Here is a 20,579-nt window from a genome sequence, read left to right as displayed (position 1 = left end):
AAAATTAATATATGCAGGCCAGAAGTTTAGTCAACATCGGTGATTATGATCAGTCGGATATTTTTCGTATTCTAGAAAGTGCAACTAAATTTAAAGAGAATCCAAACCGTGATCTGTTGAAAGGTAGAGTATGTGCCACTCTATTTTTTGAACCATCTACACGAACACGCTTAAGTTTTGAAACCGCAGTGAATCGTTTGAGAGGAAGAATTATTGGATTCTCTGATTCAGCTACAAGTAGTTCAACTAAAGGTGAGTCACTAAAAGACACCATCATGATGGTCAGTAACTATGCCGACTTAATAATAATGCGACATCATTTGGAAGGATCTGCCCGCTATGCTTCTGAAATTTCACCAGTACCTGTTATAAATGCTGGTGATGGATCGAATCAGCATCCTACACAAACAATGCTTGATCTGTTTACTATTTACGAAACACAAGGTACTCTTGAGAACCTCACAATAACGATTGTAGGAGATCTGAAGTATGGTCGCGCTGTTCATTCTCTGATACAGGGTTTATCGTACTTCAATCCCACTTTTAACTTTGTTGCACCTGAGGAGTTGCATATTCCCGAGAAATACAAGTTGTTCTGCGACGAAAAAAATATTCCTTACAGAGAATACACTAACTTCTCGGCCGAATCTATAAATAGTGCTGATATTCTATATATGACAAGGGTACAGAAAGAGAGATTTACAGATCTAATGGAGTATGAAAAAGTCAAGAATGTCTATGTTCTTCACAATGAAATGTTATCAAAATCTAAAGAAAATCTTAAAGTATTGCATCCATTGCCAAGAGTTAAAGAGATAGATCAGAATGTTGATGAGAACCCAAAAGCATATTATTTCCAACAAGCAAAAAACGGAATGTACACCCGACAGGCTATAATATGTGATCTAATGGGAATAAGTGTGATTTAATTCAAGCACTTGTTTTGGAATATCTGTAAGTTAAAAGAAATAAATAGTTAGAATATATGGGAAAAGCATTACAAGTTGCCGCACTTGAAAACGGTACAGCAATTGATCATATTCCAACTGAGGCATTATTTAAAGTCGTCTCCCTGCTTCAGTTGCAGAGACTTGACAACCGTATTACAATTGGTAATAACTTAAACAGTAACAAGATGGGATCTAAAGGTCTAATCAAAGTCTCTGATAAGTTTTTCAAGGAAGATGAGATTAATCGTATTGCTTTAGTTGCACCGAATGTAAAACTAAATATTATCCGTAATTTTGAGGTGGTTGAAAAGAAAGAAGTTATCTTACCGGACGAAATTATTGAGATCGTTAAGTGCAATAATCCCAAATGTATCTCCAATAATGAACCAATGAAGACCAGATTCCATGTTACTGATAAAGAAAAAGTGGAAATACAGTGTCATTACTGCGAGATTAAAATTAAAAAAGAGGATATCGTTTTAATATAGAAACGATAGTATTTAGGTTATAAAATAAAATAAATTATGCCATTAAATTTACCCGATAAATTACCGGCTATCGAAATATTGAAAAAAGAATCCATTTTTGTTATGGAGGATTTACGGGCTTCGACTCAGGACATACGCCCTCTCAAGATTCTCATACTTAATCTCATGCCACTTAAGATCTCAACAGAAACCGATCTATTGAGATTACTGTCAAATTCACCATTACAGATTGAGATTGAATTCTTGGGACTTTCTACTCATACACCAAAAAATACTCCTATTGAACACTTGATGTCGTTCTACACTAATTTTTCTTCAATTAAGAACAGGTATTTTGATGGAATGATTATTACAGGTGCACCAGTTGAAATGCTTGAATTTGAAGAGGTGAATTACTGGAGTGAAATGACTCAGATATGCGACTGGGCACGAACTCATGTGACCTCAACTTTTTATATATGTTGGGCTGCTCAAGCAGCTCTGTACCATTTTTACGGTATTAAAAAATATCCTTTAGACAAAAAATTATTTGGAGTATTTAAACATAAGGTCAATGACCCTTCATTTCCGTTATTCAGGGGATTTGATGATGAATATTATGCACCACACAGCAGACACACTACACTCAAAGCCGAAGAGATAAAACAACATAACGATTTGACTATATTATCTGAGTCAGATGAAGCAGGTGTTTATATAGCAACATCACGAGGAGGAAGAGAGTTTTATGTGACAGGCCATTCTGAATATTCACCTCTGACACTTCATAACGAATACATTAGAGATAAAGAGAAGGGAATGGATAATGTTGCCCCCCCCTTAAACTACTATAAGAATAATGATCCAACTCAACCACCTTTAGTTAAATGGAGATCACATGCAAATATGTTGTATATAAACTGGTTGAACTACTTTGTTTATCAAGCCACTCCCTATAACATCCATGACATAACTTTATTGGGTAACTTGTAATAACTTAAATATTCGATCTATCATATACATCATATTATCTGCTTAGAAAGCCAAGTGAAGCTTTTATTTTAAGTCACAACCTGGCATGACATAGCTCTATACTATAATTTATGGTAACATTCATCCGAAAATATCGAATTTATATTATGACAGTACTTTTAGCTACTGTTATTATTCTTATAAGCAGGTTTATTGGATCAATAGATTTTGATAAATTTAAGATGTATTTATCAGAGATGCCTGGAATGTTTGCAGGAGTTGTAATTGCTTCATTAATATCCTACAGTGCATCTACAATTGCATGGTCTTTATGTTTAGGAGACGCAGGAAAAAAGATCTCATTTTCTTCACTTTTTATGTATCGGCATGTTGGTGAGATGTTATCTGCTTTTAATCCGACAAGTGTAATAGCAGGAGAAAGTCTTAAAGCAGCTATTCTATACAAAAAAGGAATTGATGGTACAAAAGGTGTTAGTTCAATACTTTTACATAGGGTATTATTTGTTATCTCAAGTGTTTTGTTAATGGTATTTTCTATACTATATTTAACTATTGATTCTATAACAAGTAATGGCACAAACTTTCTACTGATTATAATATTTATCATTATAATATTTGCTCTTTCTTTTTTGGTTTTAAGGTTTATTGTTCATCCTAAACTATTTATTGCTAAAACAATAGATAAACTAAGAAAAAAAACTAAGTGGAAATTTCTATCGAATAAATTGATACACTCTTCTTACGAAATGAATAGAGTGACCTCAGATTACTTCAGTGATAATAAGGGACGATTTCTTATTGCATTTTTATTATGTATTGTATATTGGATTTTCAGTGCTATAGAGTTTTATATAGTATTAATAATGATGGGACTAGACATAAGTCTGATGCAGACAGTAGTTATCGAAATGGGTGTCTCTCTATTTAAAACTATAGGAATGGTAATACCAGCTCAAATTGGTGTTGAAGAGTATGGTAATAAAGTAATGTTAGATGTTATAGGTGTTGAAAGTAACGAGATCTGGCTTGTGGTTACACTAATGAGAAGAGGTCGTCAGTTATTCTGGCTACTTATAGCTGGTATTTTCGCAATGTTAATTTCAAAGAAATCGAATATTAAATTAGGAAATAACAGAAACAGTGCATGACACTATACTTCTAGCTTAGTTATGATTTGTTACAAAATGAAAGAATTAGAATTTATAGAAAAACATCACTTGTAAAGTTATTCAATAGATGATAATTTTATGCAGACTGGCTTACTTATATATATATTCCGATTTGTATTTTTCAGCATTCCTGTTTCATTATTTATTTCATATACTTCTATCTTATTTTCATCTCTACTTGCTAATAAAAGGAATTTACCATTAGGTGTAATTACAAAGTTTCGAGGATGTTTTGCTGTAAGCTGATATCCAACTTTAGTGAGTAATCCATTATCAGTATTAATTGAAAAAATTGAAATTCCATCAGCATTTAATCTATTCGATGCGTACAGAAAGCGACCATCAGGAGAAACATGAATATCAGCACTACCTCTTGCGCCTGTAGTATCAGATGCGATTGTCTGAACTAAATCAGGAGTTCCATTATTATAATTAAACACCAGCACTTCACCTGATAATTCCCCTAGTAAATAAAGGAAACGACCACCGTCAGGGTGAAAATCAAAATGTCGAGGTCCTGTACCTGATGGAAGAGAAAATTCTTTCAGACTATTTTGTTGTAAAGAGGGCTGACCCTCAAATGGTGAATCCAATACTGAAATACGATATAGTTTGTCAGTTCCAAGATCTGTTGCAAAAATAAATTTACCATCAGGAGAATACATAACACTATGTAAATGAGATTTACTCTGACGAACAGAATCTGGACCATTGCCTTCAAAAAACAAAACTGAATTTGCAGCAGATATTATTCCTTCACTATTTACTTGAAATGTAGTAATACTGCCCCCGCTGTAATTAGCAGTATGAATATTTTCTCCTTTACTGTCTATGGTGATATAACATGGATCGGCACCTATTGTAGGTTGAAAATTAATTGGTGTGAGTAAACCTTTTTCTCTATCGAATGAGAATGAATTAACAAAACTGTTTTTTTCTCCACCCTCACAGACAGCATAAACAAATTTCATGTCGGGACTTAATGTCAGATATGATGGATTTTCCATTTCAACCATACTAATTGAGTCTGATGCTCCTGTTAATATATTTAATTTGTTTACATATATCCCTTTACTTCCATTCTCAGAAGTGTATGTACCAATAAGCATAAACATATCTCCATCATTGCTTTGCAATATAGATTCTACAGTTTGGTCTTCATCCGAATCTACCCTTTCAGACTTATTCCCAATACATGAAATAAGAGAAGTGATAATTAGCAGCATTGTTACAATTTTATTTATCATATTTCTTGATTTTTTATAGGTATTACGAAATTATATGAATTTTCTTGATAAAGGCTACTTATCAAAGAAATAATTCAGTAAATAAGAACAATACAAATAAAATATTTTTGTAGAATTTGCGATAATAGTTGCGAATAATGCCGAGTCTGATTACTTTTGCAGTCTGTTAAATGAAGAGTTTTTTAAATAACAAATAAAATTATGCTAACCAAAATATTATCAATTACCGGACGTCCCGGATTATATAAATTAATCTCTACAAACCAAAACATGAATATCGTTGAATCCTTGATAGATGGTAAAAGGATCCCGGTATATATGCACGAAAAGATTGTAGCATTAAGTGATGTCTCGATGTATACAAATGATGGTGATATTCCTCTTAAAGAAGTATTTAAAAAAATAAAAGAAAAGGAGAATAGTAAACCTGTTTTACTTAACTCAAAATCATCTTCAAAAGAATTATTCAGTTTTTTGATAGAAGTCCTGCCTGAATACAACAAAGAAAGCGTTTACGCATCAGATGTTAAAAAACTTATTTCATGGTACAATATTCTTATTGAAAAAGGAATTGATTTTGAAACTGAGGAATCAAAGACTGAAGAGAATGAATTAGAAGAGCATGCGGAAAATGAATCTGAATTATAAGAGAATACACATTAGATAGTAATTTCACGATTCATCCGGAAGTATTGAAAATCGCATTGAATGAATTTATTGAATATTAGGGACCTTATCACACGTGCTGCTGCTGGGATTCTATACATACTAATTATTTTACTTGGTGTGTTAGGAGGAAGATATCCTTTTATTATAATCTTCAGCTTTATACTCGGCATTGCATTATTCGAATTTTACCGAATGATGGAGAAAGATACATCCCATGCTATTAGTAAGATTTTCAATATCACAATGGGCGTTTTGATATTCTTAGCTGCTTTCCTTTATCTGGAGAATATTTCAAAGTATTTACTGCCAGCAACAGTTCTGGCTTATTTTCTTATTCTAATTTCTTCCACAACCTTCATTAAGAGAGATGATGTATTGCATGGAATAATATACTCAGCTTTTGGACAGTTATATATAACATTACCATTATGTCTGCTTATGTTAATTTCATATTCCCAGCCATTTAATTATGGAAACAATAACTATGATCATATATTAATTCTCGCACTTTTTGTTTTTCTTTGGGTAAGTGACACAGCAGCTTATTTTATAGGATCTCTTATAGGTAAACATAAACTGATAGAACATATCTCTCCAAAAAAATCAATTGAGGGATTTATTGCAGGTATTTTTTTTACAGTCATTTCATCTTTTATTTTCGCAAAATTATTTCCTGATCTATCAATAGCTTTTTGGTCTATTTACGCAATAATAGTTTCTTTATTTGGAACACTGGGGGATTTGTTTGAATCATTAATAAAAAGAACAAGCTCTGTAAAGGACTCCGGGAATTTAATTCCCGGGCATGGTGGAATTTTAGACAGAATAGATAGTCTGATTGTTGCAATACCAGCCGTATTTCTATATTTTATAATTTATTTCACAATATAATTTTTTTTATTACAGTATCCTCTGCAAATTTTGAAATGGATATTTATTCTTTTTTTAAAACAAAAAGACCAGTTTGTACGTTTCAACAGTAACCAAAATAAAACAGGCAAAATGAACAAGAAATCGATTGGAACAAATGCCGGCATAATCTGGAATCTATTAAATAATAATCAAAGATGGAATATTAAGCAGCTATGTAAAAACTCTGGACTTTCAGAAAAGGAAGTATATAGTGCTATTGGCTGGCTTGCAAGAGAAAACAAGATCGAGATAGAGAAATCTTCTGATGGTGATGAGGATTTTTATTTAGTAATCGAATATTATTTCTGAATATTTACTTGAAAATATCGTAATAAAAAAGTCTGAAATTATTAGTTCAGACTTTTTTATGAATTATTCTAATCAACTATCACATAATTCCTTTTTCACTAAGACGTTTTTGCCAGTTCCATGCAGAAGCTATTGTATCTTCAAGAGATTCCTTCGCTGTCCAACCCAAAACATTATTAGCCTTATCCGGTTGTGCCCATATCTGTTCAATATCACCTTCTCGGCGGTCAACTATTTTGTAGTTTAGAGATACCCCTGAAACTTTCTCGAATATTTTTATTAATTCCAATACTGATGCTCCCTTACCTGTACCTAAATTAAATATCTCTACTCTATCTTCAGATTTGTCTTGCAACATACGTTCTATTGCAACAACGTGTGCTTTTGCAAGATCAACAACATTTATAAAATCCCTTATACAAGATCCATCAGGAGTATTGTAATCATTTCCAAAAACGCTCAACTGTTCTCTGATACCTATTCCGGTTTGTGTTATATAAGGTACAAGATTTTGAGGAACTCCTATAGGTAATTCTCCAATCTCACCTGATGGATGAGCTCCTATGGGATTAAAGTATCTAAGAATAATACTTTTAATTGGTGCTCCTGAATGTACAAAGTCCTGAATTATTTCCTCATTAATCTGTTTAGTATTTCCGTATGGAGAAGCTGCTGGCTTAATTGGTGCATTTTCATCAATAGGATTTTTATCTGGTTCTCCGTAAACTGTACAAGATGAAGAAAAAACTATGCCTTTAACATTATTGTCTGGCATTAACTCTAATAAATTAATTAGTGAGACTAAATTATTTCGATAATACATTAATGGTTTATGGACAGACTCTCCAACAGCTTTGCTAGCAGCAAAATGAATAATACCATCGAATGAATTTTCTTTAAACAATAATTCTAAAGCATTTTTGTCTGTACAATCCATTTCATAAAACAATGGTCTAATACCTGAAATCTTTGCTATTCCATCTAATACATCAACATTTGAATTTGATAAATTATCAATTATTATTACCTCAAATCCAGCATTTTGAAGTTCTACCACAGTGTGAGATCCAATATAACCAGTTCCACCGGTTACCAAAATTTTTTGTGCCATATTACCTTAATGTTATTATTTTATTTTTTAACTTTCAAAATTACTAAAAATAAGGTTTGTTAGTATATGCATATAGAGTTATTTATAAATGTTTTATAATTGTTGCCAATTAAATATTATTCGTATTTTTGTTTTATAGGTAATTAAAGAGTTTGATTTGTTCCAAAGTTGAAAATAAGATATGACTGAATATGCTGTAAATGTATATTACAAAAAAGAGGATCTTCCCGAGCTGAAAGACATAAATTTTTTTCATTACACTTCATCGTTTGACTGGTATAGTAACTCACCTGCATATACCCCATTAATGATTGTTGCATTTGATAACAATAAACCTATAGCATCAGTTTTTGCAGTTATTATTAGAAGAAATAGTTTCTTACGAGGTTCATTTTTTAAAAGGTGTATTGTATCTCAGCAACCCTCTTTTTATGATGATAGTTTTTCAAAAATAGATTTATTCAATTCACTTATCAGACAACTTGTAAATGAGGTAAAAAATAAAGTTTTTTTAATTCGTTATGATAGAATCAATAGCACTGTATTTGGTTATAAAGGTTTTAGAGAAAATGGATTCTACTCTACCAAATGGATTAACATTAGAAACTCACTACAGAGAAAAAGAAGTATTTGGGATCAACTATCAACTACTAGAAAAAATCAGGTAAATAAAGCAATCAGAAAAGGAGTCAAATTAGAAGAATTTAATTCTGAAGATAATTTGCTTGAAATATATAAACTTATTGAAACTACTAATAATAAGAAAATATCTCATAGATTTCCACCTTATAAATACTTTGAGAACTTTTACCGATTTTATATTCTTAAAGGTAAAGGAACAATATTATTGACTCGGTTTCAAAATAAAATAATCGGAGGAGTAATACTAGGCTTTGAAGACAAAAAAACAGCTTATTGTTTATATTATTGGGGAAAATCCAAGCGATACAAAACTATTTATCCTACTATATTCACTCTTTACTCTGCGATGAAATTAGCCGAAGATAAAGGTTTTAAATATTTCGATTATATGGATGTTGGGTATATTAATAAAAATGCCGGTAGACCAAGATTTTTACTTCAATTTGGAGGTAAACAATCAGCTACCCGACGCTGGTACAGATATAATTGGGGAATACTTAACTTTTTAGCTTACAAATTTTATGATTAGTCTTTTTTTGTGAATGAATACAAATATCATAATTAATTATTAGAAATATCTACCATTTACACTAAATAAGATTAAAATAGACATATTACTTACCTCATAATTTGGAATTAATCATTCAACACTGTATATTTGCACCGTGTTTTTCATGGTATTAGATTTAAGGTTAACAATGAAGATTGGTTGTCGTGAGACAACCATTCCTTTTTTATATACATACCATTAATAATTCGATTTTCACATACAATTCTCAAATAATACAACTAGTCTAGTTTTAAATTATTCTTTTTCATCTTTGTCTTTGTATTTATCCCAAAGTCCCGAATATATTATTTCTTTGGTTTTATTAATTATATCTGGTATTGAATCCTCATTTATTTCATCTGAGGGGATGGGCTTATGAATAACAAGTTCTAACTTACCTGGATTCAAATTAAGAGTATTTCTTTTCAAAACATCAAATGAACCGTTTATTGTTAATGGAACTATCGGGAGATTCAATTCATGAGCAATGTAGTATGCTCCCATTTTAAAACGTCCCATTTTTCCAGTATGGGATCGTGAACCTTCAGGGAAAATAACCATAGAAATTCCATCAATAATCTTTTCTTTTGCATTTATTATACTTTTAGCTCGAGTATTGGGGGTTGAATTGTCAACAAATACATGTCCAGCTTTTTCAGAAGCATAACCCACAAAAGGTATCTTACGTAGGCTCTGCTTTTGCATCCAAATTATCTTTTGATTTAAAAAGCCATAAACCAGAAAAATATCAAATGCTCCCTGATGATTTGCCACAAAAATATAGGACTGTTTAGGATCCAAATTCTCATGCCCACTTGTTTTAACTCTGCATAACGATAACCAACAGGTGAGCATGCACCATAATTTTGGTGGATAGTAACCCCAGAATTTATAACCAAACAGTGTTGTCATAATCATGACAACTAATGCTGTAATTAGAGTAATCACAAAGAAAATTGGAACAAAAATTATCCAGTTATATAAAAAATATAGAATTTTTACCACAACTTTTATAATTCACAATAAACAATTTTACAAAAATAAAAAAAAGTAGTTGAATAAGGCAATTATATCAATTTTTCGATTGCTTTTGATTATAGGCTGCATTTAAAATATTTTTTATCACAAATAATTTCCTAGTTTGTTGAATTTTGTGTTTATTTGTGTTACGAAATCAATAACATAATTATTATACACACATGAAAGAATTTGCAAAATACATCGGCGTAATAGTAATGCTAATTGGCGTTGCTTTTTTGATCGTACCATTTTTTATGGGTACTATCACTAACACTAATCTAATCATTGGAATGGCCTTAATAATTAATGGTATGTTAGGATATATCTATACCAACAACATGAAAAAAGGCAATGTAGTTAGCAACATCCTTTGGGCAATTTTCTTATTTATTGTGCCGTTTATAATCTATTTCTTTGCCAAAAAGAATGCATATTCGGAAGAAGAATTAGCAGCATACAATTAATTTGATTTCATTTCAGACATCAATAAGACAAAATAAAAAAACACCCCGGAAATATGATTCCGGGGTGTTTTTTTATGCTTTCTCCCTCAAAAAATCTAATGCTTTCTTCATATCCTCCGGTGTATCGATAGAGATAGTTTCATGTTTAGTAATTGCCACTTTGATACGAAACCCATTATCGATCCATCTTAATTGTTCTAAAGATTCAGCTTTCTCTAATTCTGAAGGTGATAATTGAGTGATTTTTTCAAGTATATCAGTCCGATATCCATAAATCCCGATATGTTTGTAGAACTGATGTTTACTTAACCAGTTGTCTTGTTGAACATCTCTTATGAAGGGAATTACTGAACGACTAAAATATATAGCTTCATATTTCTTATTTAGGACTACTTTTGGTGAAAGTGGATTCATTAATTTTTCAAAGCCATCAGTTGATTTAAATGGTTTTACCAAGGTCGCAATTTCTACATCAGGAGCTGAGAAGCATTCAATTATTGAATTGATTTGTGAAGGAAGTATAAAAGGTTCATCACCTTGTATATTAATAACTACATCATATTTCTTATCAATCTTTGATATAGCTTCCATACAACGATCTGTTCCACTACGGTGATGCTGTGAAGTCATAACTACATTGCCTTGAAAATTCTGTACAGCTTCATATATTCGCATATCATCAGTTGCAACATATAAATCAGGTAAAACTTTTTGCACTTGCTCGTAAACTCTTCTGATCATTGGTTTTCCGTACATATCAGCTAATGGTTTGCCAGGAAAACGCGTAGATGCATATCGTGCTGGTATTATGGCAGCAACTCTCATATTATTTACTATAATTTAAATTGTTGTTTAATTCTACTTCCTTATCACATAAAGTTGAAAGTTTTCATAACGTTTCACTAATACTTCATCTCCTTTTTCAATCATACCTCGCAATGAAATAGCATCATATAATTGCCCTTCAATATTAACTTTACCAGAAGGTCGTAGAACAGTTGCTGCGAGACCTGTTTTTCCTACAATCTTAACAGGTTCTAATGGTACAGAGACAAAACCTTCTTGATCTGCATTTAAGGCTACATTAAGTAAAGGACCTTTCTTACCTATTCTGCTCATTAAGTAAATAATAAGAACGATGCCCATACCCATACCTCCAATGACAGTCATAAAAGCTTTGAATATTTCTCTGGCAGGTAATCCTTCAAAATTGAAATGTATATTACCTATGAGAGCCAGTATTAGAGAAGAGAGTACAGATATTATACCTAAAATTCCGGCTACACCAAATCCAGGTATAACAAATATCTCGAAAACTATAAAAATTAATCCTAGTACAAAAAGTAAAACTTCCCAATTTTGTGCATAACCTGTTAGATAAAGCGGAGTAAAGTAAAGTAATGCAGCACTAATTGCAATAGCTGATGGGAAACCAACTCCAGGAGATTGTAATTCAAAATAGATTCCTCCAATGATAAACATTATCAAAAATGCCTGAAATACACCGTTTGTTAGAAAACCTCTGATTTTATCATAAAAAGTAGGATTATAAATCTCAATAACGTAATCATTATATCCTAATTTCGAGACAATTACTTCATGTACACTTTCAACAATTCCATCACAATAACCAAGTTCTACTGCTTGACTTGCAGTTAATGTAAGAATTTGCGTTGAATCAGCGTAACCAGATATAACCAACCTTCTGTCAACCATAGCTTCCGCCACTAATGGGTCTCGTCTCCATTTAGTGATTGTATCTCCATTTTCTACTGTAATAGTTCTACCGTGACTCTCAGCAGTAGCTCTCATTATAGCTCTCATGTATGATTGATATTTATCCGGTGCCTCAGCTCCGGTTGCACCTTCTACAACTGTTGCCGCACCAATAGAAGAACTGCTCCTCATATATATACTATCACAAGCTATTGCAATTAATGCACCAGCTGATGCAGCATTCACATCTATATAAACATAAACCGGGATTTGAGTATTCAGAATTGCAGTACGCATTGAATCTGCCTCCAGAACAGCTCCTCCATAGGTATTCATATGCAACAAAATAGCATTTGCTTTTTGTTGATGCGCTTCGTAAATTCCATTTCTTAAATATATCCATGTATTACTACCAATATTCTCCTTAATATTTATCTGATAAATTATTGGTTTTATATCTTGAGCCTTAGTATCTATAGATAAGAAAATAAGAATCAATAGAAAAGATAAAAATATTTTTTTCATTAGTAAATGGATTATATCAACAAAGATAATAGAATTTACAATTATCTATTTATTATATATACTAAAGTCTTATTAAAACTAATATTAGGCTAACTATTATATTCATTTTTATTATGTAAATTTGAAGTTTATAAAATTTTAATTTAATGAAGAAGCTATTATTAATTACAATTGCAAGCCTTATTTATATTCAAGCCTCTGCAGTGAATGACGCGCGAATGATGCGTTTCCCGGACATAAATGGTGATCTTATAGTATTTGTATATGCAGGTGATATTTGGAGTGTTAGCTCTAATGGTGGTGAAGCCAAAAGATTAACATCGCATCCAGGTATTGAATTGTTTCCAAAAATTTCACCTGATGGAAAGTGGATAGCCTTTTCAGCAGAATACTCAGGGAACAGACAAATTTGGGTTATGCCTTCTGAAGGTGGATCAGCCAAACAGCTTACATTCTATAATTCTGTTGGTGTAATGCCTCCAAGAGGAGGTTTTGATAATGTTGTATTAGATTGGACACCAGATAGTGAAAACATACTATTTAGAGCTAATAGAACTACATTCGGCGAAAGAAATGGAAAATATTATACTATTAGTATTAAAAGTGGCATGGAAAAGTCTCTGCCAATTGTAAATGGTGGTTTTGCAACATACTCACCTGATGGTTCACAATTATGTTTTACACCTGTTGACCGTGAGTTTAGAACATGGAAAAGATATAAAGGTGGTCGTGCCACAGAATTATGGACTTACAACTTAGATAACAATACTTCCGAGCAGATTACAAACTGGACCGGATCTGATCAATGGCCTATATGGTATGGAGACAATATTTTTTATGCTTCTGATCAGAGTAAACGCCTTAATATACACCGCTACAATCTCAATACTGGAGAAAGTACTCAAATTACATCTCATACAGAGTTTGATGTTATGTGGCCTTCAGGAAGTAATGGGAAACTGGTATATGAGAATGGAGGTCATCTGTATACACTTGATCTTGAAAATGGGAATTCAAAAAAAATTAGTGTGTCTATAAATTTTGATAATCCCAATTTACATCCATACTTTAAAAATGTAAAGGAATTTATAGGAGAATACTCTTTATCACCTACTGCCAAAAGAGTCTTATTTGAAGCAAGAGGTGATATATTCAGCGTACCTGCAGAAAAAGGTGAAATAGTAAATCTTACAAATACTCAGGGAATTCGTGAGATCTCACCGGTTTGGTCGCCTGACGGAAAACAAATTGCATTTTTCTCTGATGAAACTGGTGAATATGAGCTTTATCTTCTCGAAAATAAGGAAGGTGCAAAACCCCGTCAGATAACAAAAGGTTCCTCAGCTTGGAAAAATAGCGCAGAATGGTCACCTAAGAGTACACACTTGATTTATAGTGATCGTACATTAGCCCTTTGGCTAGTTGATGTATTAACAGGAATGGAGAAAAAAATTGATACAGCTTCAGGGGAGGAAATTAGAGACTATACATTTTCTCCAGATGGTGACTGGATAGCATACAGTAAATCTTCGCCTAACTATCAATCAGCTCTTTGGTTATATCAAGTATCAACTGATAAAAAATATCAAATTACTGATGCGGTTTTCTCAGATGGTAATCCATTTTTCAGCACAGATGGTAAATTTTTATTTTTTCTATCCAATCGTGATTTTAATTTGACTTTCAGCAGTTATGAGTTTGATTATCTATATAACAATGCAACTAGAATTTACGCAATTCCACTTCTTAATGACGGTTCTAGATTAAATTATTATGAAAAGGATGTTGAACCTAATGGAACAGATGTATCTAGTGCAAATGAATTTAAAGAAAAAAACAATAAAGATGTAAAGGTTAGGATAGATATAGAAGGCATTCAGAACCGAATAGAAGTACTTCCAATGGCATCTGGAAATTATAATATTATAGGTACGTCTGAGGAAGGATTATTATTCTCTTCCGGCAACAAGATATTTAGATTTAATATAAAAGAAAAGAAAGTAGAGGATATTTTAGAGGGTGCTGGATTTGCAATATTATCTGCCGATGGAAAATCTTTTATTTATAGAAATAACGGAAATTTTGCAATTGCAAAAAATCAGCCGGGACAAAAAGCAGGAAATGGCAAACTTGATCTTGATAGACTTATGATGAAGATTGATCCGGTAAAAGAATGGGAACAAATATATAACGATGCTTTCAGAATATTCAGAGACTATTTTTATGTAGACAATCTTCATGGTGTTGATTGGAAAGGTATAAAAGAATCATATAATCAAATACTTCCATATGTACCTAGTAGATTCGACTTGGACTATATACTTAATGAAATAGTAAGTGAAACCAATACAGGTCATTCATATGTAGATTGGGGTGATATAGGTAAAGTTGAACGTATTAACGGAGGTTTATTAGGAGCAGATCTCGAAGCAGATCTTGCCTCAGGACGTTATAGGATAAAGAAAATTTATGAAGGAGAAAATTGGAATGAAGAACGTCGTTCTCCTCTTACGGAAAGTGGGATATTTATAAATGAAGGTGATTATATTATTAGCATAAATGGTATAGAATTAACTACTGACCAAAATCCCTACGAATTACTTGAAAATTTAGGTGGAAGTTATATTGAACTAAGTGTTAACCAAAAACCATCTGTTACAAACGCTAAAACATATGCAGTAAAAACAATCACCAGTGAGCATGAATTAAGATATTTAGATTGGGTGAAAAGCAGACGTGACTTAGTTGATAAAATGTCTGATGGAAGAATTGGATACATCCATGTTCCTAATACTTCCTATGAAGGTAATATGGAACTTTTCAGAGGTATGCTTACATACAACGATAAAGAAGCTCTCATAATTGACGACAGGTATAATGGTGGTGGTTTTATTCCTGACAGAATGATTGATCTTCTTAATAGAAGAACACTTGTCTACTGGCATAGAAATAATATTGAGTTGCCTATGAAATCACCTGGTATTGCACATGATGGTCCCAAAGCCATGCTTATTAATGGCTATTCCTCTTCAGGTGGCGATGCATTCCCATATTTCTTTCGTAAAACAGGTGAAGGAAAATTAATTGGGACACGTACTTGGGGAGGTCTGGTAGGAATATCTGGCAATGCTCGTCTTGTTGATGGTGGTTATATATCAGTACCAATGTTTGGTGTATATGATGAAACTGGTAAATGGATTATTGAAGGTGTTGGTGTATACCCTGATATTGAAGTTGTTGATCGACCTGAAGAATTAGCAAAAGGCAATGATCCTTCTATTGAAAAAGCAGTTGAAGTTTTATTAGATGAATTAAGAAAAACTCCACACAAAATAATTAAATCTCCTACTCCTCCTGACAGATCAGAGTGGATTGAGATTGATATAAAGTAGATTTTACAGAAAAATTATATTACGAACGGGTGATAAAATATTTTATCCCCCGTTTTTATTTTATCATCATACACGTTAAATATCAATTTGTTAAAACTATTATAATTCTACTTTGTTGTAATATTAAATTCAAGTTAAAATTAATATTATATGAAACATTTAATAATTACATCAATTTTTTCTTTGTACTTCCTTTTTTTATCAGCAGCATGTGATGAACAAAAAACTAAGAATGAACAGGAAATACCAGAAAATAAATTTCCTCCTGTAGAAACACAAAATCCCAATACTGATTATACTCCTGCTTTTGTTGGACAAACAAGAATATCAGGTGTTAAAACAATTACACCGTACGAAGCAAAAGTTATTTCTACTGAGTTTGATAGTCCATGGGCTGTTGTATTTCTACCAGATGGTCGTCTGGTTATAACAGAAAAAGGGGGATCATTGCGCATAGCAACTACTGATGGATCTGTTAGTGGGAAAATATATGGTTTCCCTGAAGTAGATGACAGAAATCAGGGAGGATTATTAGATGTAGCACCAGCACCCGATTTCACAACCAGCAGATTGCTCTACTTTACATTTGCAGAAAGAACACCTAAGGGTTCTTTAACAGCTGTTGGAAAAGGTAGGTTGTCAGATGATGAAACAAATATAGAAAACTTTCAAATAATATACCGTGCTATACCTTATTTCGATAATAGTATGCATTTCGGAAGTAGAATTGTTTTTGATAAAAGTGGTAATATATTCATTACAACAGGGGAAAGATCAAGTCTTGAAACACGATACAATGCTCAAAAGCTTGAGACAGCTCATGGAAAGGTGATACACATTACTCCTGAAGGTAAGGCTGTACCGGGAAATCCATTTATTAACAAAGCAGGTGCTCTTCCAGAAATATATAGTTATGGACATAGGAACCCACAAGGATTAGATATTCATCCTGTAACAGGAGAACTTTGGCTTAGTGAAATGGGGCCTCGAGGTGGTGATGAATTAAATTTAATTGAGGCAGGAAAAGATTATGGCTGGCCTACAATAACCTATGGGATAGAATACAACGGGAATACAATCGGTGATGGTATTACCCAAAAAGAAGGAATGGAGCAACCTGTCTACTACTGGGATCCGGTATTATCACCAAGTGGTATGGTATTTTACAATTCAACTGTTATTCCTGAATGGGAAAACAATCTATTCATAGGGGGGTTAAGCAGCAGACATATTGCACGTATTGTAATAGAGAATGGCAAGGTAGTTGGAGAAGAACGTTTACTTGCAGATGAGGGTGAACGTTTTAGAGATGTTGAATCAGGCAGTGATGGAGCACTTTATGCAGTCACTGACTCAGGAAAATTATACCGCATTGCTAAAACAAATAGTAATAAATTGCTGATGTTTTCAAAAAAAAGCTATAAATATAAGCAACATGGATAAACGACAATTCATAAAAAACAGTATAGCTGGTGCAATTGCGTTAGGAGCAACAAATAAGGTTAACTCTGCTTTTACAGTAACCGACCTTAATTCAGGTATAATAAATACAGTACCTAAAATTAAGCGCACATTAGGTAAAACTGGTTTCAATGTATTCCCTGTAATTTACGGTGGAATTATATCAAGTAGGGATGGTCAGGCTGCATCCAATAATTATGTAGCATGGGCTTTGGACAGAGGAGTTAATTATTTCGATGTTGCTCCCTCTTATGGCGATGCTGAAGAGAAACTTGGTCTTTCATTAAAACCTCACAGGAAAGACCTGTTTCTTGCATGTAAAACAACTATCCGTACAAAGAAAGAAGCCGAAAAAGAGTTTGAAGAATCTCTAAGATTACTTCATACAGATTATTTTGATGAATTTCAATTGCATAGTCTGACTACACCTGAAGATGTGGATAAAGCTTTTGATTCAAATGGTGTAATTGAAATGATTGAGAAAGAAAAAAAGCGCGGTCGAATTAGAAAAGTGGGATTCTCTGCTCATTCACAAACCCAAGCTCTACGTGCTATGTCGCTCTATAACTTTGATACAGTTATGTTTCCTATAAACTGGCAAATGGATATGCTTGCAAAATGGGGTTCAGGTGTAGCAAATGATGCTAAACAAAGAGATATGGGTGTAATTGCTATAAAAGGTTTAATACATCGCAAATGGCTGAATGATGCAGAAAGAGAGACTTACCCAAAATCTTGGTGTAAACCAATAGATGTGAGTAATCCTGAAATGGGTGTAGCTGCTCTGAAGTATACCTTCAAGGCTGGAGCAGATGTGATTATCCCTCCTGGCGATTTCCGCAATTTCGCTTTTTGTGTTGATCATATAGAAGAAATAATAAATGAGCCTTTAACACAAAAAGAGATGACTCTACTTGACAATGAATTTTTGGCCGTAAAAGATTATCCATTTTTTAATCCTCAGGCATAAAAACATTATGTCTAGTTTAAACCCTGCCTTTAGAATAAATAATATCGTAAAATATGTATGGTTAATAGTTAAATTGACCGATGTTTAAAATTGATAATTTAATACATCGGTCAAAAAGTATATTATATAAATTAAGCTGTTTTACTCACTCTTATAATAGTTTATCATCCAACATACACCATATTTGTCTTTAAAACTACCAAAATAGTCACCCCAAAACATTTCTTCCATAGGCATTTCAATTTCACCATCTACTGAAAGTTCTTTAAAAAGTCTATCAGCCTCTTCTTTACTGTCAGGTGAAATACATATGTAGTTATTATTACCTGATTTGAATTGAGATTTCATATTTGTAGGTGCATCTGATCCCATTAAAACATCTTTACCAATTGGTAGACTTACATGCATTATCAGATTTTTATCATCTTCTGATGCTTCCATTCCTTCAATTTCTCCCATTTTTGAGAAATAAGTAAATTCACCTCCAAAAACTGTTTTATAAAAATTGAAAGCCTCTTCACAAGTGCCATCAAAATTTAAATAAGGATTTAACTTAGTCATAATTCTAATCGATTTAATTTGTATTAAAAAAATTCACATTAATAGAACTTTTTAAAATGTAACTTTACATTACAGAGTCACTCAGTCTCCTAATATCAAGCTTTTTCATGTTAATCATTTCTTTCATTACTTCAGGAGATTTTTTTAGCAGCTCTTTCAAAACACTTGGAGCAATCTGCCAACAAATGCCAAATTTATCTTTTAACCATCCACACATTCCTTCCTCACCACCATTTGAAATGAATATATCCCAATATTTATCTATTTCCTCTTGCGTTTTGCATTCAACAACTAGAGAAACACCTTCTGAGAAGTTAATTGAATTAAGATTTGAACTATCCATTATCATCAACAAGTAGTCAAGCATCTTAAATTCAGCATGTTGTATATTCCCTGGTATTTCACCCTCATCCCCTGTATATTTTAAAACACCTAACTTCTCTGAGTTTGGAAATTTTGAAGTATAGAAATCAATTGCTTCTGCTGCTTTACCATTGTTTTCTCCGACAAACATTAATGTTGGAACAATCTTTTGAATTATATCTTTTTCATTTGCAGTAATTATTTGCCATGAAACATTATATCGGTCCTCAACCCATGCATATTTTTCACTGAAGGGGTAAGAATCTAATGGCATTAAGTCTTTACCTCCTTTTATTAATTTATTATACAAATCTTGCACTTCGAAAGCAGATGTAGTTAGATACATCAGAGATATTGTTGGATTTGGGTGAGCCATTTCCCCACCGTTTAGTAGCATTACACGCTGACCAACTATATTTAAAACTACTGCCCAGTTATTTTCATCGGCAATCTCGATATCAGTAAACACAGATAAATAATACTCTGCCATTTCTTTAGCATTATTCTTGCACATTATGCAAGGGTAAATTATTTTGTCCATTTTATAAGGGTTTAATTATCAGCTTTATATTATAGAAATCAACAAAAAGTCTTATGCTATACAATTACAAGGATGATAAAATAATAAGCTATACATTGTAATACTGATCTTCTGCTTCCCTCTTTAAGGAATTGAGCCAGTTTATCATGTATGTTTCCAGATTATTTTTCATGAATCCCCTAAAAATATTCATAAGCAGACCTTCCATACTTTCCACTGAAATTACTTCAGTAGTACCATTTTTGTTTTCTAATTTCCAATTGTGAATACCATAAGATCCAAAAGCTTTACCACTCCACCCAAACAATCTAAACGGTTCAATTGTATGTATTGTTGAAGTGATTTTAGCTCCATCTCTTATCCAATCAAATGATGTCCCTGATAAGAGTTCTCCTTTTAATTTTGCCTTTTTCACATTTGGATTCCATTCCGACCATTTATTTATATCAGTTAGAATTTCCCATACAACTTCTAATGGTACTTCAATCTCTATACGTTTTTCAATTTTTACAGGAGCATTATCATTTATTGGAATCATATTAAAATC

20 protein-coding genes are annotated in these 20,579 nt (G+C 32.5%); 12 read left to right on the top strand and 8 right to left on the bottom strand.

Going from position 1 to position 20,579, the window contains the following annotated elements:
- Positions 1 to 11: 11 nt before the first annotated feature.
- The 4 genes from pyrB (at position 12) to BN1354_RS03225 (ending at position 3,558) form a co-directional block, all read left to right on the top strand.
- Positions 12 to 929 carry an aspartate carbamoyltransferase gene (pyrB, locus tag BN1354_RS03240; protein WP_053826220.1) on the top strand — a complete coding sequence of 306 codons (918 nt, stop codon included), beginning with the start codon at positions 12 to 14 and terminating at the stop codon, positions 927 to 929.
- A 56-nt stretch (positions 930 to 985) separates the two neighbouring features.
- On the top strand, positions 986 to 1,438 hold the full coding sequence (gene pyrI, locus BN1354_RS03235) for an aspartate carbamoyltransferase regulatory subunit (RefSeq protein ID WP_045089735.1): 453 nt from the start codon (positions 986 to 988) through the stop codon (positions 1,436 to 1,438).
- 36 nt (positions 1,439 to 1,474) lie between these two features.
- On the top strand, positions 1,475 to 2,410 hold the full coding sequence (gene metA, locus BN1354_RS03230; protein WP_045089736.1) for a homoserine O-acetyltransferase MetA: 936 nt from the start codon (positions 1,475 to 1,477) through the stop codon (positions 2,408 to 2,410).
- Positions 2,411 to 2,556: 146 nt separating this feature from the next.
- Positions 2,557 to 3,558 (top strand): lysylphosphatidylglycerol synthase transmembrane domain-containing protein, encoded by a 1,002-nt coding sequence (locus tag BN1354_RS03225; RefSeq protein ID WP_045089737.1) that lies wholly within the window; start codon positions 2,557 to 2,559, stop codon positions 3,556 to 3,558.
- A gap of 77 nt (positions 3,559 to 3,635) precedes the next feature.
- Here the strand turns inward: BN1354_RS03225 and BN1354_RS03220 are convergent, their stop codons facing one another.
- The gene (locus BN1354_RS03220) at positions 3,636 to 4,826 is read right to left on the bottom strand and encodes a lactonase family protein (protein ID WP_074010703.1); all 1,191 of its coding nucleotides are present in this window, start codon (positions 4,824 to 4,826) and stop codon (positions 3,636 to 3,638) included.
- 201 nt (positions 4,827 to 5,027) lie between these two features.
- Between BN1354_RS03220 and BN1354_RS03215 the strand changes: the two genes are divergently transcribed.
- From BN1354_RS03215 to BN1354_RS03205, 3 genes are all read left to right on the top strand, one after another.
- Positions 5,028 to 5,474 (top strand): DUF5606 family protein, encoded by a 447-nt coding sequence (locus tag BN1354_RS03215; RefSeq protein WP_045089739.1) that lies wholly within the window; start codon positions 5,028 to 5,030, stop codon positions 5,472 to 5,474.
- A gap of 60 nt (positions 5,475 to 5,534) precedes the next feature.
- Positions 5,535 to 6,386, top strand: a complete 852-nt coding sequence (locus BN1354_RS03210; RefSeq protein WP_045089740.1) for a phosphatidate cytidylyltransferase — start codon at positions 5,535 to 5,537, stop codon at positions 6,384 to 6,386.
- Between the two features lie 111 nt (positions 6,387 to 6,497).
- Positions 6,498 to 6,716, top strand: a complete 219-nt coding sequence (locus BN1354_RS03205; protein ID WP_045090909.1) for a winged helix-turn-helix domain-containing protein — start codon at positions 6,498 to 6,500, stop codon at positions 6,714 to 6,716.
- Between the two features lie 79 nt (positions 6,717 to 6,795).
- Here BN1354_RS03205 and galE read toward each other — a convergent pair whose 3' ends face one another.
- Complete coding sequence (gene galE, locus BN1354_RS03200) at positions 6,796 to 7,827, bottom strand: UDP-glucose 4-epimerase GalE (RefSeq protein WP_045089741.1); 1,032 nt, start codon at positions 7,825 to 7,827, stop codon at positions 6,796 to 6,798.
- 307 nt (positions 7,828 to 8,134) lie between these two features.
- Here galE and BN1354_RS03195 point away from each other — a divergent pair, with 307 nt between their 5' ends.
- Positions 8,135 to 8,998 (top strand): peptidoglycan bridge formation glycyltransferase FemA/FemB family protein, encoded by an 864-nt coding sequence (locus BN1354_RS03195; RefSeq protein WP_197271966.1) that lies wholly within the window; start codon positions 8,135 to 8,137, stop codon positions 8,996 to 8,998.
- A 276-nt stretch (positions 8,999 to 9,274) separates the two neighbouring features.
- Here BN1354_RS03195 and BN1354_RS03190 read toward each other — a convergent pair whose 3' ends face one another.
- Positions 9,275 to 10,024, bottom strand: coding sequence for a lysophospholipid acyltransferase family protein (locus BN1354_RS03190; protein ID WP_045089743.1), 750 nt, complete (start codon positions 10,022 to 10,024; stop codon positions 9,275 to 9,277).
- 194 nt (positions 10,025 to 10,218) lie between these two features.
- On the opposite strand from BN1354_RS03190, the gene BN1354_RS03185 reads away from it, so the two are divergent.
- Positions 10,219 to 10,503, top strand: coding sequence for a hypothetical protein (locus tag BN1354_RS03185; RefSeq protein WP_045089744.1), 285 nt, complete (start codon positions 10,219 to 10,221; stop codon positions 10,501 to 10,503).
- Between the two features lie 72 nt (positions 10,504 to 10,575).
- Here the strand turns inward: BN1354_RS03185 and kdsB are convergent, their stop codons facing one another.
- Together kdsB and BN1354_RS03175 are read right to left on the bottom strand one after the other, a co-directional pair.
- The gene (kdsB, locus tag BN1354_RS03180) at positions 10,576 to 11,328 is read right to left on the bottom strand and encodes a 3-deoxy-manno-octulosonate cytidylyltransferase (protein WP_045089745.1); all 753 of its coding nucleotides are present in this window, start codon (positions 11,326 to 11,328) and stop codon (positions 10,576 to 10,578) included.
- Positions 11,329 to 11,361: 33 nt separating this feature from the next.
- Positions 11,362 to 12,744 carry an NfeD family protein gene (locus BN1354_RS03175; protein WP_053826219.1) on the bottom strand — a complete coding sequence of 461 codons (1,383 nt, stop codon included), beginning with the start codon at positions 12,742 to 12,744 and terminating at the stop codon, positions 11,362 to 11,364.
- 146 nt (positions 12,745 to 12,890) lie between these two features.
- On the opposite strand from BN1354_RS03175, the gene BN1354_RS03170 reads away from it, so the two are divergent.
- The 3 genes from BN1354_RS03170 (at position 12,891) to BN1354_RS03160 (ending at position 18,567) form a co-directional block, all read left to right on the top strand.
- Complete coding sequence (locus BN1354_RS03170) at positions 12,891 to 16,136, top strand: S41 family peptidase (protein WP_045089747.1); 3,246 nt, start codon at positions 12,891 to 12,893, stop codon at positions 16,134 to 16,136.
- A gap of 150 nt (positions 16,137 to 16,286) precedes the next feature.
- Positions 16,287 to 17,579 carry a PQQ-dependent sugar dehydrogenase gene (locus tag BN1354_RS03165; protein ID WP_082331526.1) on the top strand — a complete coding sequence of 431 codons (1,293 nt, stop codon included), beginning with the start codon at positions 16,287 to 16,289 and terminating at the stop codon, positions 17,577 to 17,579.
- The gene (locus BN1354_RS03160; RefSeq protein ID WP_053826218.1) at positions 17,572 to 18,567 is read left to right on the top strand and encodes an aldo/keto reductase; all 996 of its coding nucleotides are present in this window, start codon (positions 17,572 to 17,574) and stop codon (positions 18,565 to 18,567) included. Before BN1354_RS03165 ends, BN1354_RS03160 begins: the two co-directional genes overlap by 8 nt.
- A gap of 141 nt (positions 18,568 to 18,708) precedes the next feature.
- Here the strand turns inward: BN1354_RS03160 and BN1354_RS03155 are convergent, their stop codons facing one another.
- The 3 genes from BN1354_RS03155 to BN1354_RS03145 form a co-directional block, all read right to left on the bottom strand.
- A complete protein-coding gene (locus tag BN1354_RS03155; protein WP_045089749.1) occupies positions 18,709 to 19,128 on the bottom strand; it encodes a VOC family protein in 420 nt (139 codons plus the stop codon).
- A gap of 64 nt (positions 19,129 to 19,192) precedes the next feature.
- Entirely contained in the window at positions 19,193 to 20,032 is an 840-nt protein-coding gene (locus BN1354_RS03150; protein WP_053826217.1) for a VOC family protein, read from the bottom strand.
- An 88-nt stretch (positions 20,033 to 20,120) separates the two neighbouring features.
- Positions 20,121 to 20,570 carry an SRPBCC family protein gene (locus BN1354_RS03145; RefSeq protein ID WP_045089751.1) on the bottom strand — a complete coding sequence of 150 codons (450 nt, stop codon included), beginning with the start codon at positions 20,568 to 20,570 and terminating at the stop codon, positions 20,121 to 20,123.
- Positions 20,571 to 20,579: the final 9 nt, after the last annotated feature.

Source organism: Lascolabacillus massiliensis (assembly GCF_001282625.1).
Taxonomy (GTDB): domain Bacteria; phylum Bacteroidota; class Bacteroidia; order Bacteroidales; family Dysgonomonadaceae; genus Proteiniphilum; species Proteiniphilum massiliensis.
This window is presented reverse-complemented; position numbering and strand designations above follow the sequence as displayed.

Bases quoted from the DNA above. Each gene is read 5' to 3' on its own strand.
- pyrB (WP_053826220.1), top strand. From the start codon at position 12: ATGCAGGCCAGAAGTTTAGTCAACATCGGTGATTATGATCAGTCGGAT.
- pyrI (WP_045089735.1), top strand. From the start codon at position 986: ATGGGAAAAGCATTACAAGTTGCCGCACTTGAAAACGGTACAGCAATT.
- metA (WP_045089736.1), top strand. From the start codon at position 1,475: ATGCCATTAAATTTACCCGATAAATTACCGGCTATCGAAATATTGAAA.
- BN1354_RS03225 (WP_045089737.1), top strand. From the start codon at position 2,557: ATGACAGTACTTTTAGCTACTGTTATTATTCTTATAAGCAGGTTTATT.
- BN1354_RS03220 (WP_074010703.1), bottom strand. From the start codon at position 4,826: ATGATAAATAAAATTGTAACAATGCTGCTAATTATCACTTCTCTTATT.
- BN1354_RS03215 (WP_045089739.1), top strand. From the start codon at position 5,028: ATGCTAACCAAAATATTATCAATTACCGGACGTCCCGGATTATATAAA.
- BN1354_RS03210 (WP_045089740.1), top strand. From the start codon at position 5,535: ATGAATTTATTGAATATTAGGGACCTTATCACACGTGCTGCTGCTGGG.
- BN1354_RS03205 (WP_045090909.1), top strand. From the start codon at position 6,498: ATGAACAAGAAATCGATTGGAACAAATGCCGGCATAATCTGGAATCTA.
- galE (WP_045089741.1), bottom strand. From the start codon at position 7,827: ATGGCACAAAAAATTTTGGTAACCGGTGGAACTGGTTATATTGGATCT.
- BN1354_RS03195 (WP_197271966.1), top strand. From the start codon at position 8,135: ATGATTGTTGCATTTGATAACAATAAACCTATAGCATCAGTTTTTGCA.
- BN1354_RS03185 (WP_045089744.1), top strand. From the start codon at position 10,219: ATGAAAGAATTTGCAAAATACATCGGCGTAATAGTAATGCTAATTGGC.
- kdsB (WP_045089745.1), bottom strand. From the start codon at position 11,328: ATGAGAGTTGCTGCCATAATACCAGCACGATATGCATCTACGCGTTTT.
- BN1354_RS03175 (WP_053826219.1), bottom strand. From the start codon at position 12,744: ATGAAAAAAATATTTTTATCTTTTCTATTGATTCTTATTTTCTTATCT.
- BN1354_RS03170 (WP_045089747.1), top strand. From the start codon at position 12,891: ATGAAGAAGCTATTATTAATTACAATTGCAAGCCTTATTTATATTCAA.
- BN1354_RS03165 (WP_082331526.1), top strand. From the start codon at position 16,287: ATGAAACATTTAATAATTACATCAATTTTTTCTTTGTACTTCCTTTTT.
- BN1354_RS03160 (WP_053826218.1), top strand. From the start codon at position 17,572: ATGGATAAACGACAATTCATAAAAAACAGTATAGCTGGTGCAATTGCG.
- BN1354_RS03155 (WP_045089749.1), bottom strand. From the start codon at position 19,128: ATGACTAAGTTAAATCCTTATTTAAATTTTGATGGCACTTGTGAAGAG.
- BN1354_RS03150 (WP_053826217.1), bottom strand. From the start codon at position 20,032: ATGGACAAAATAATTTACCCTTGCATAATGTGCAAGAATAATGCTAAA.
- BN1354_RS03145 (WP_045089751.1), bottom strand. From the start codon at position 20,570: ATGATTCCAATAAATGATAATGCTCCTGTAAAAATTGAAAAACGTATA.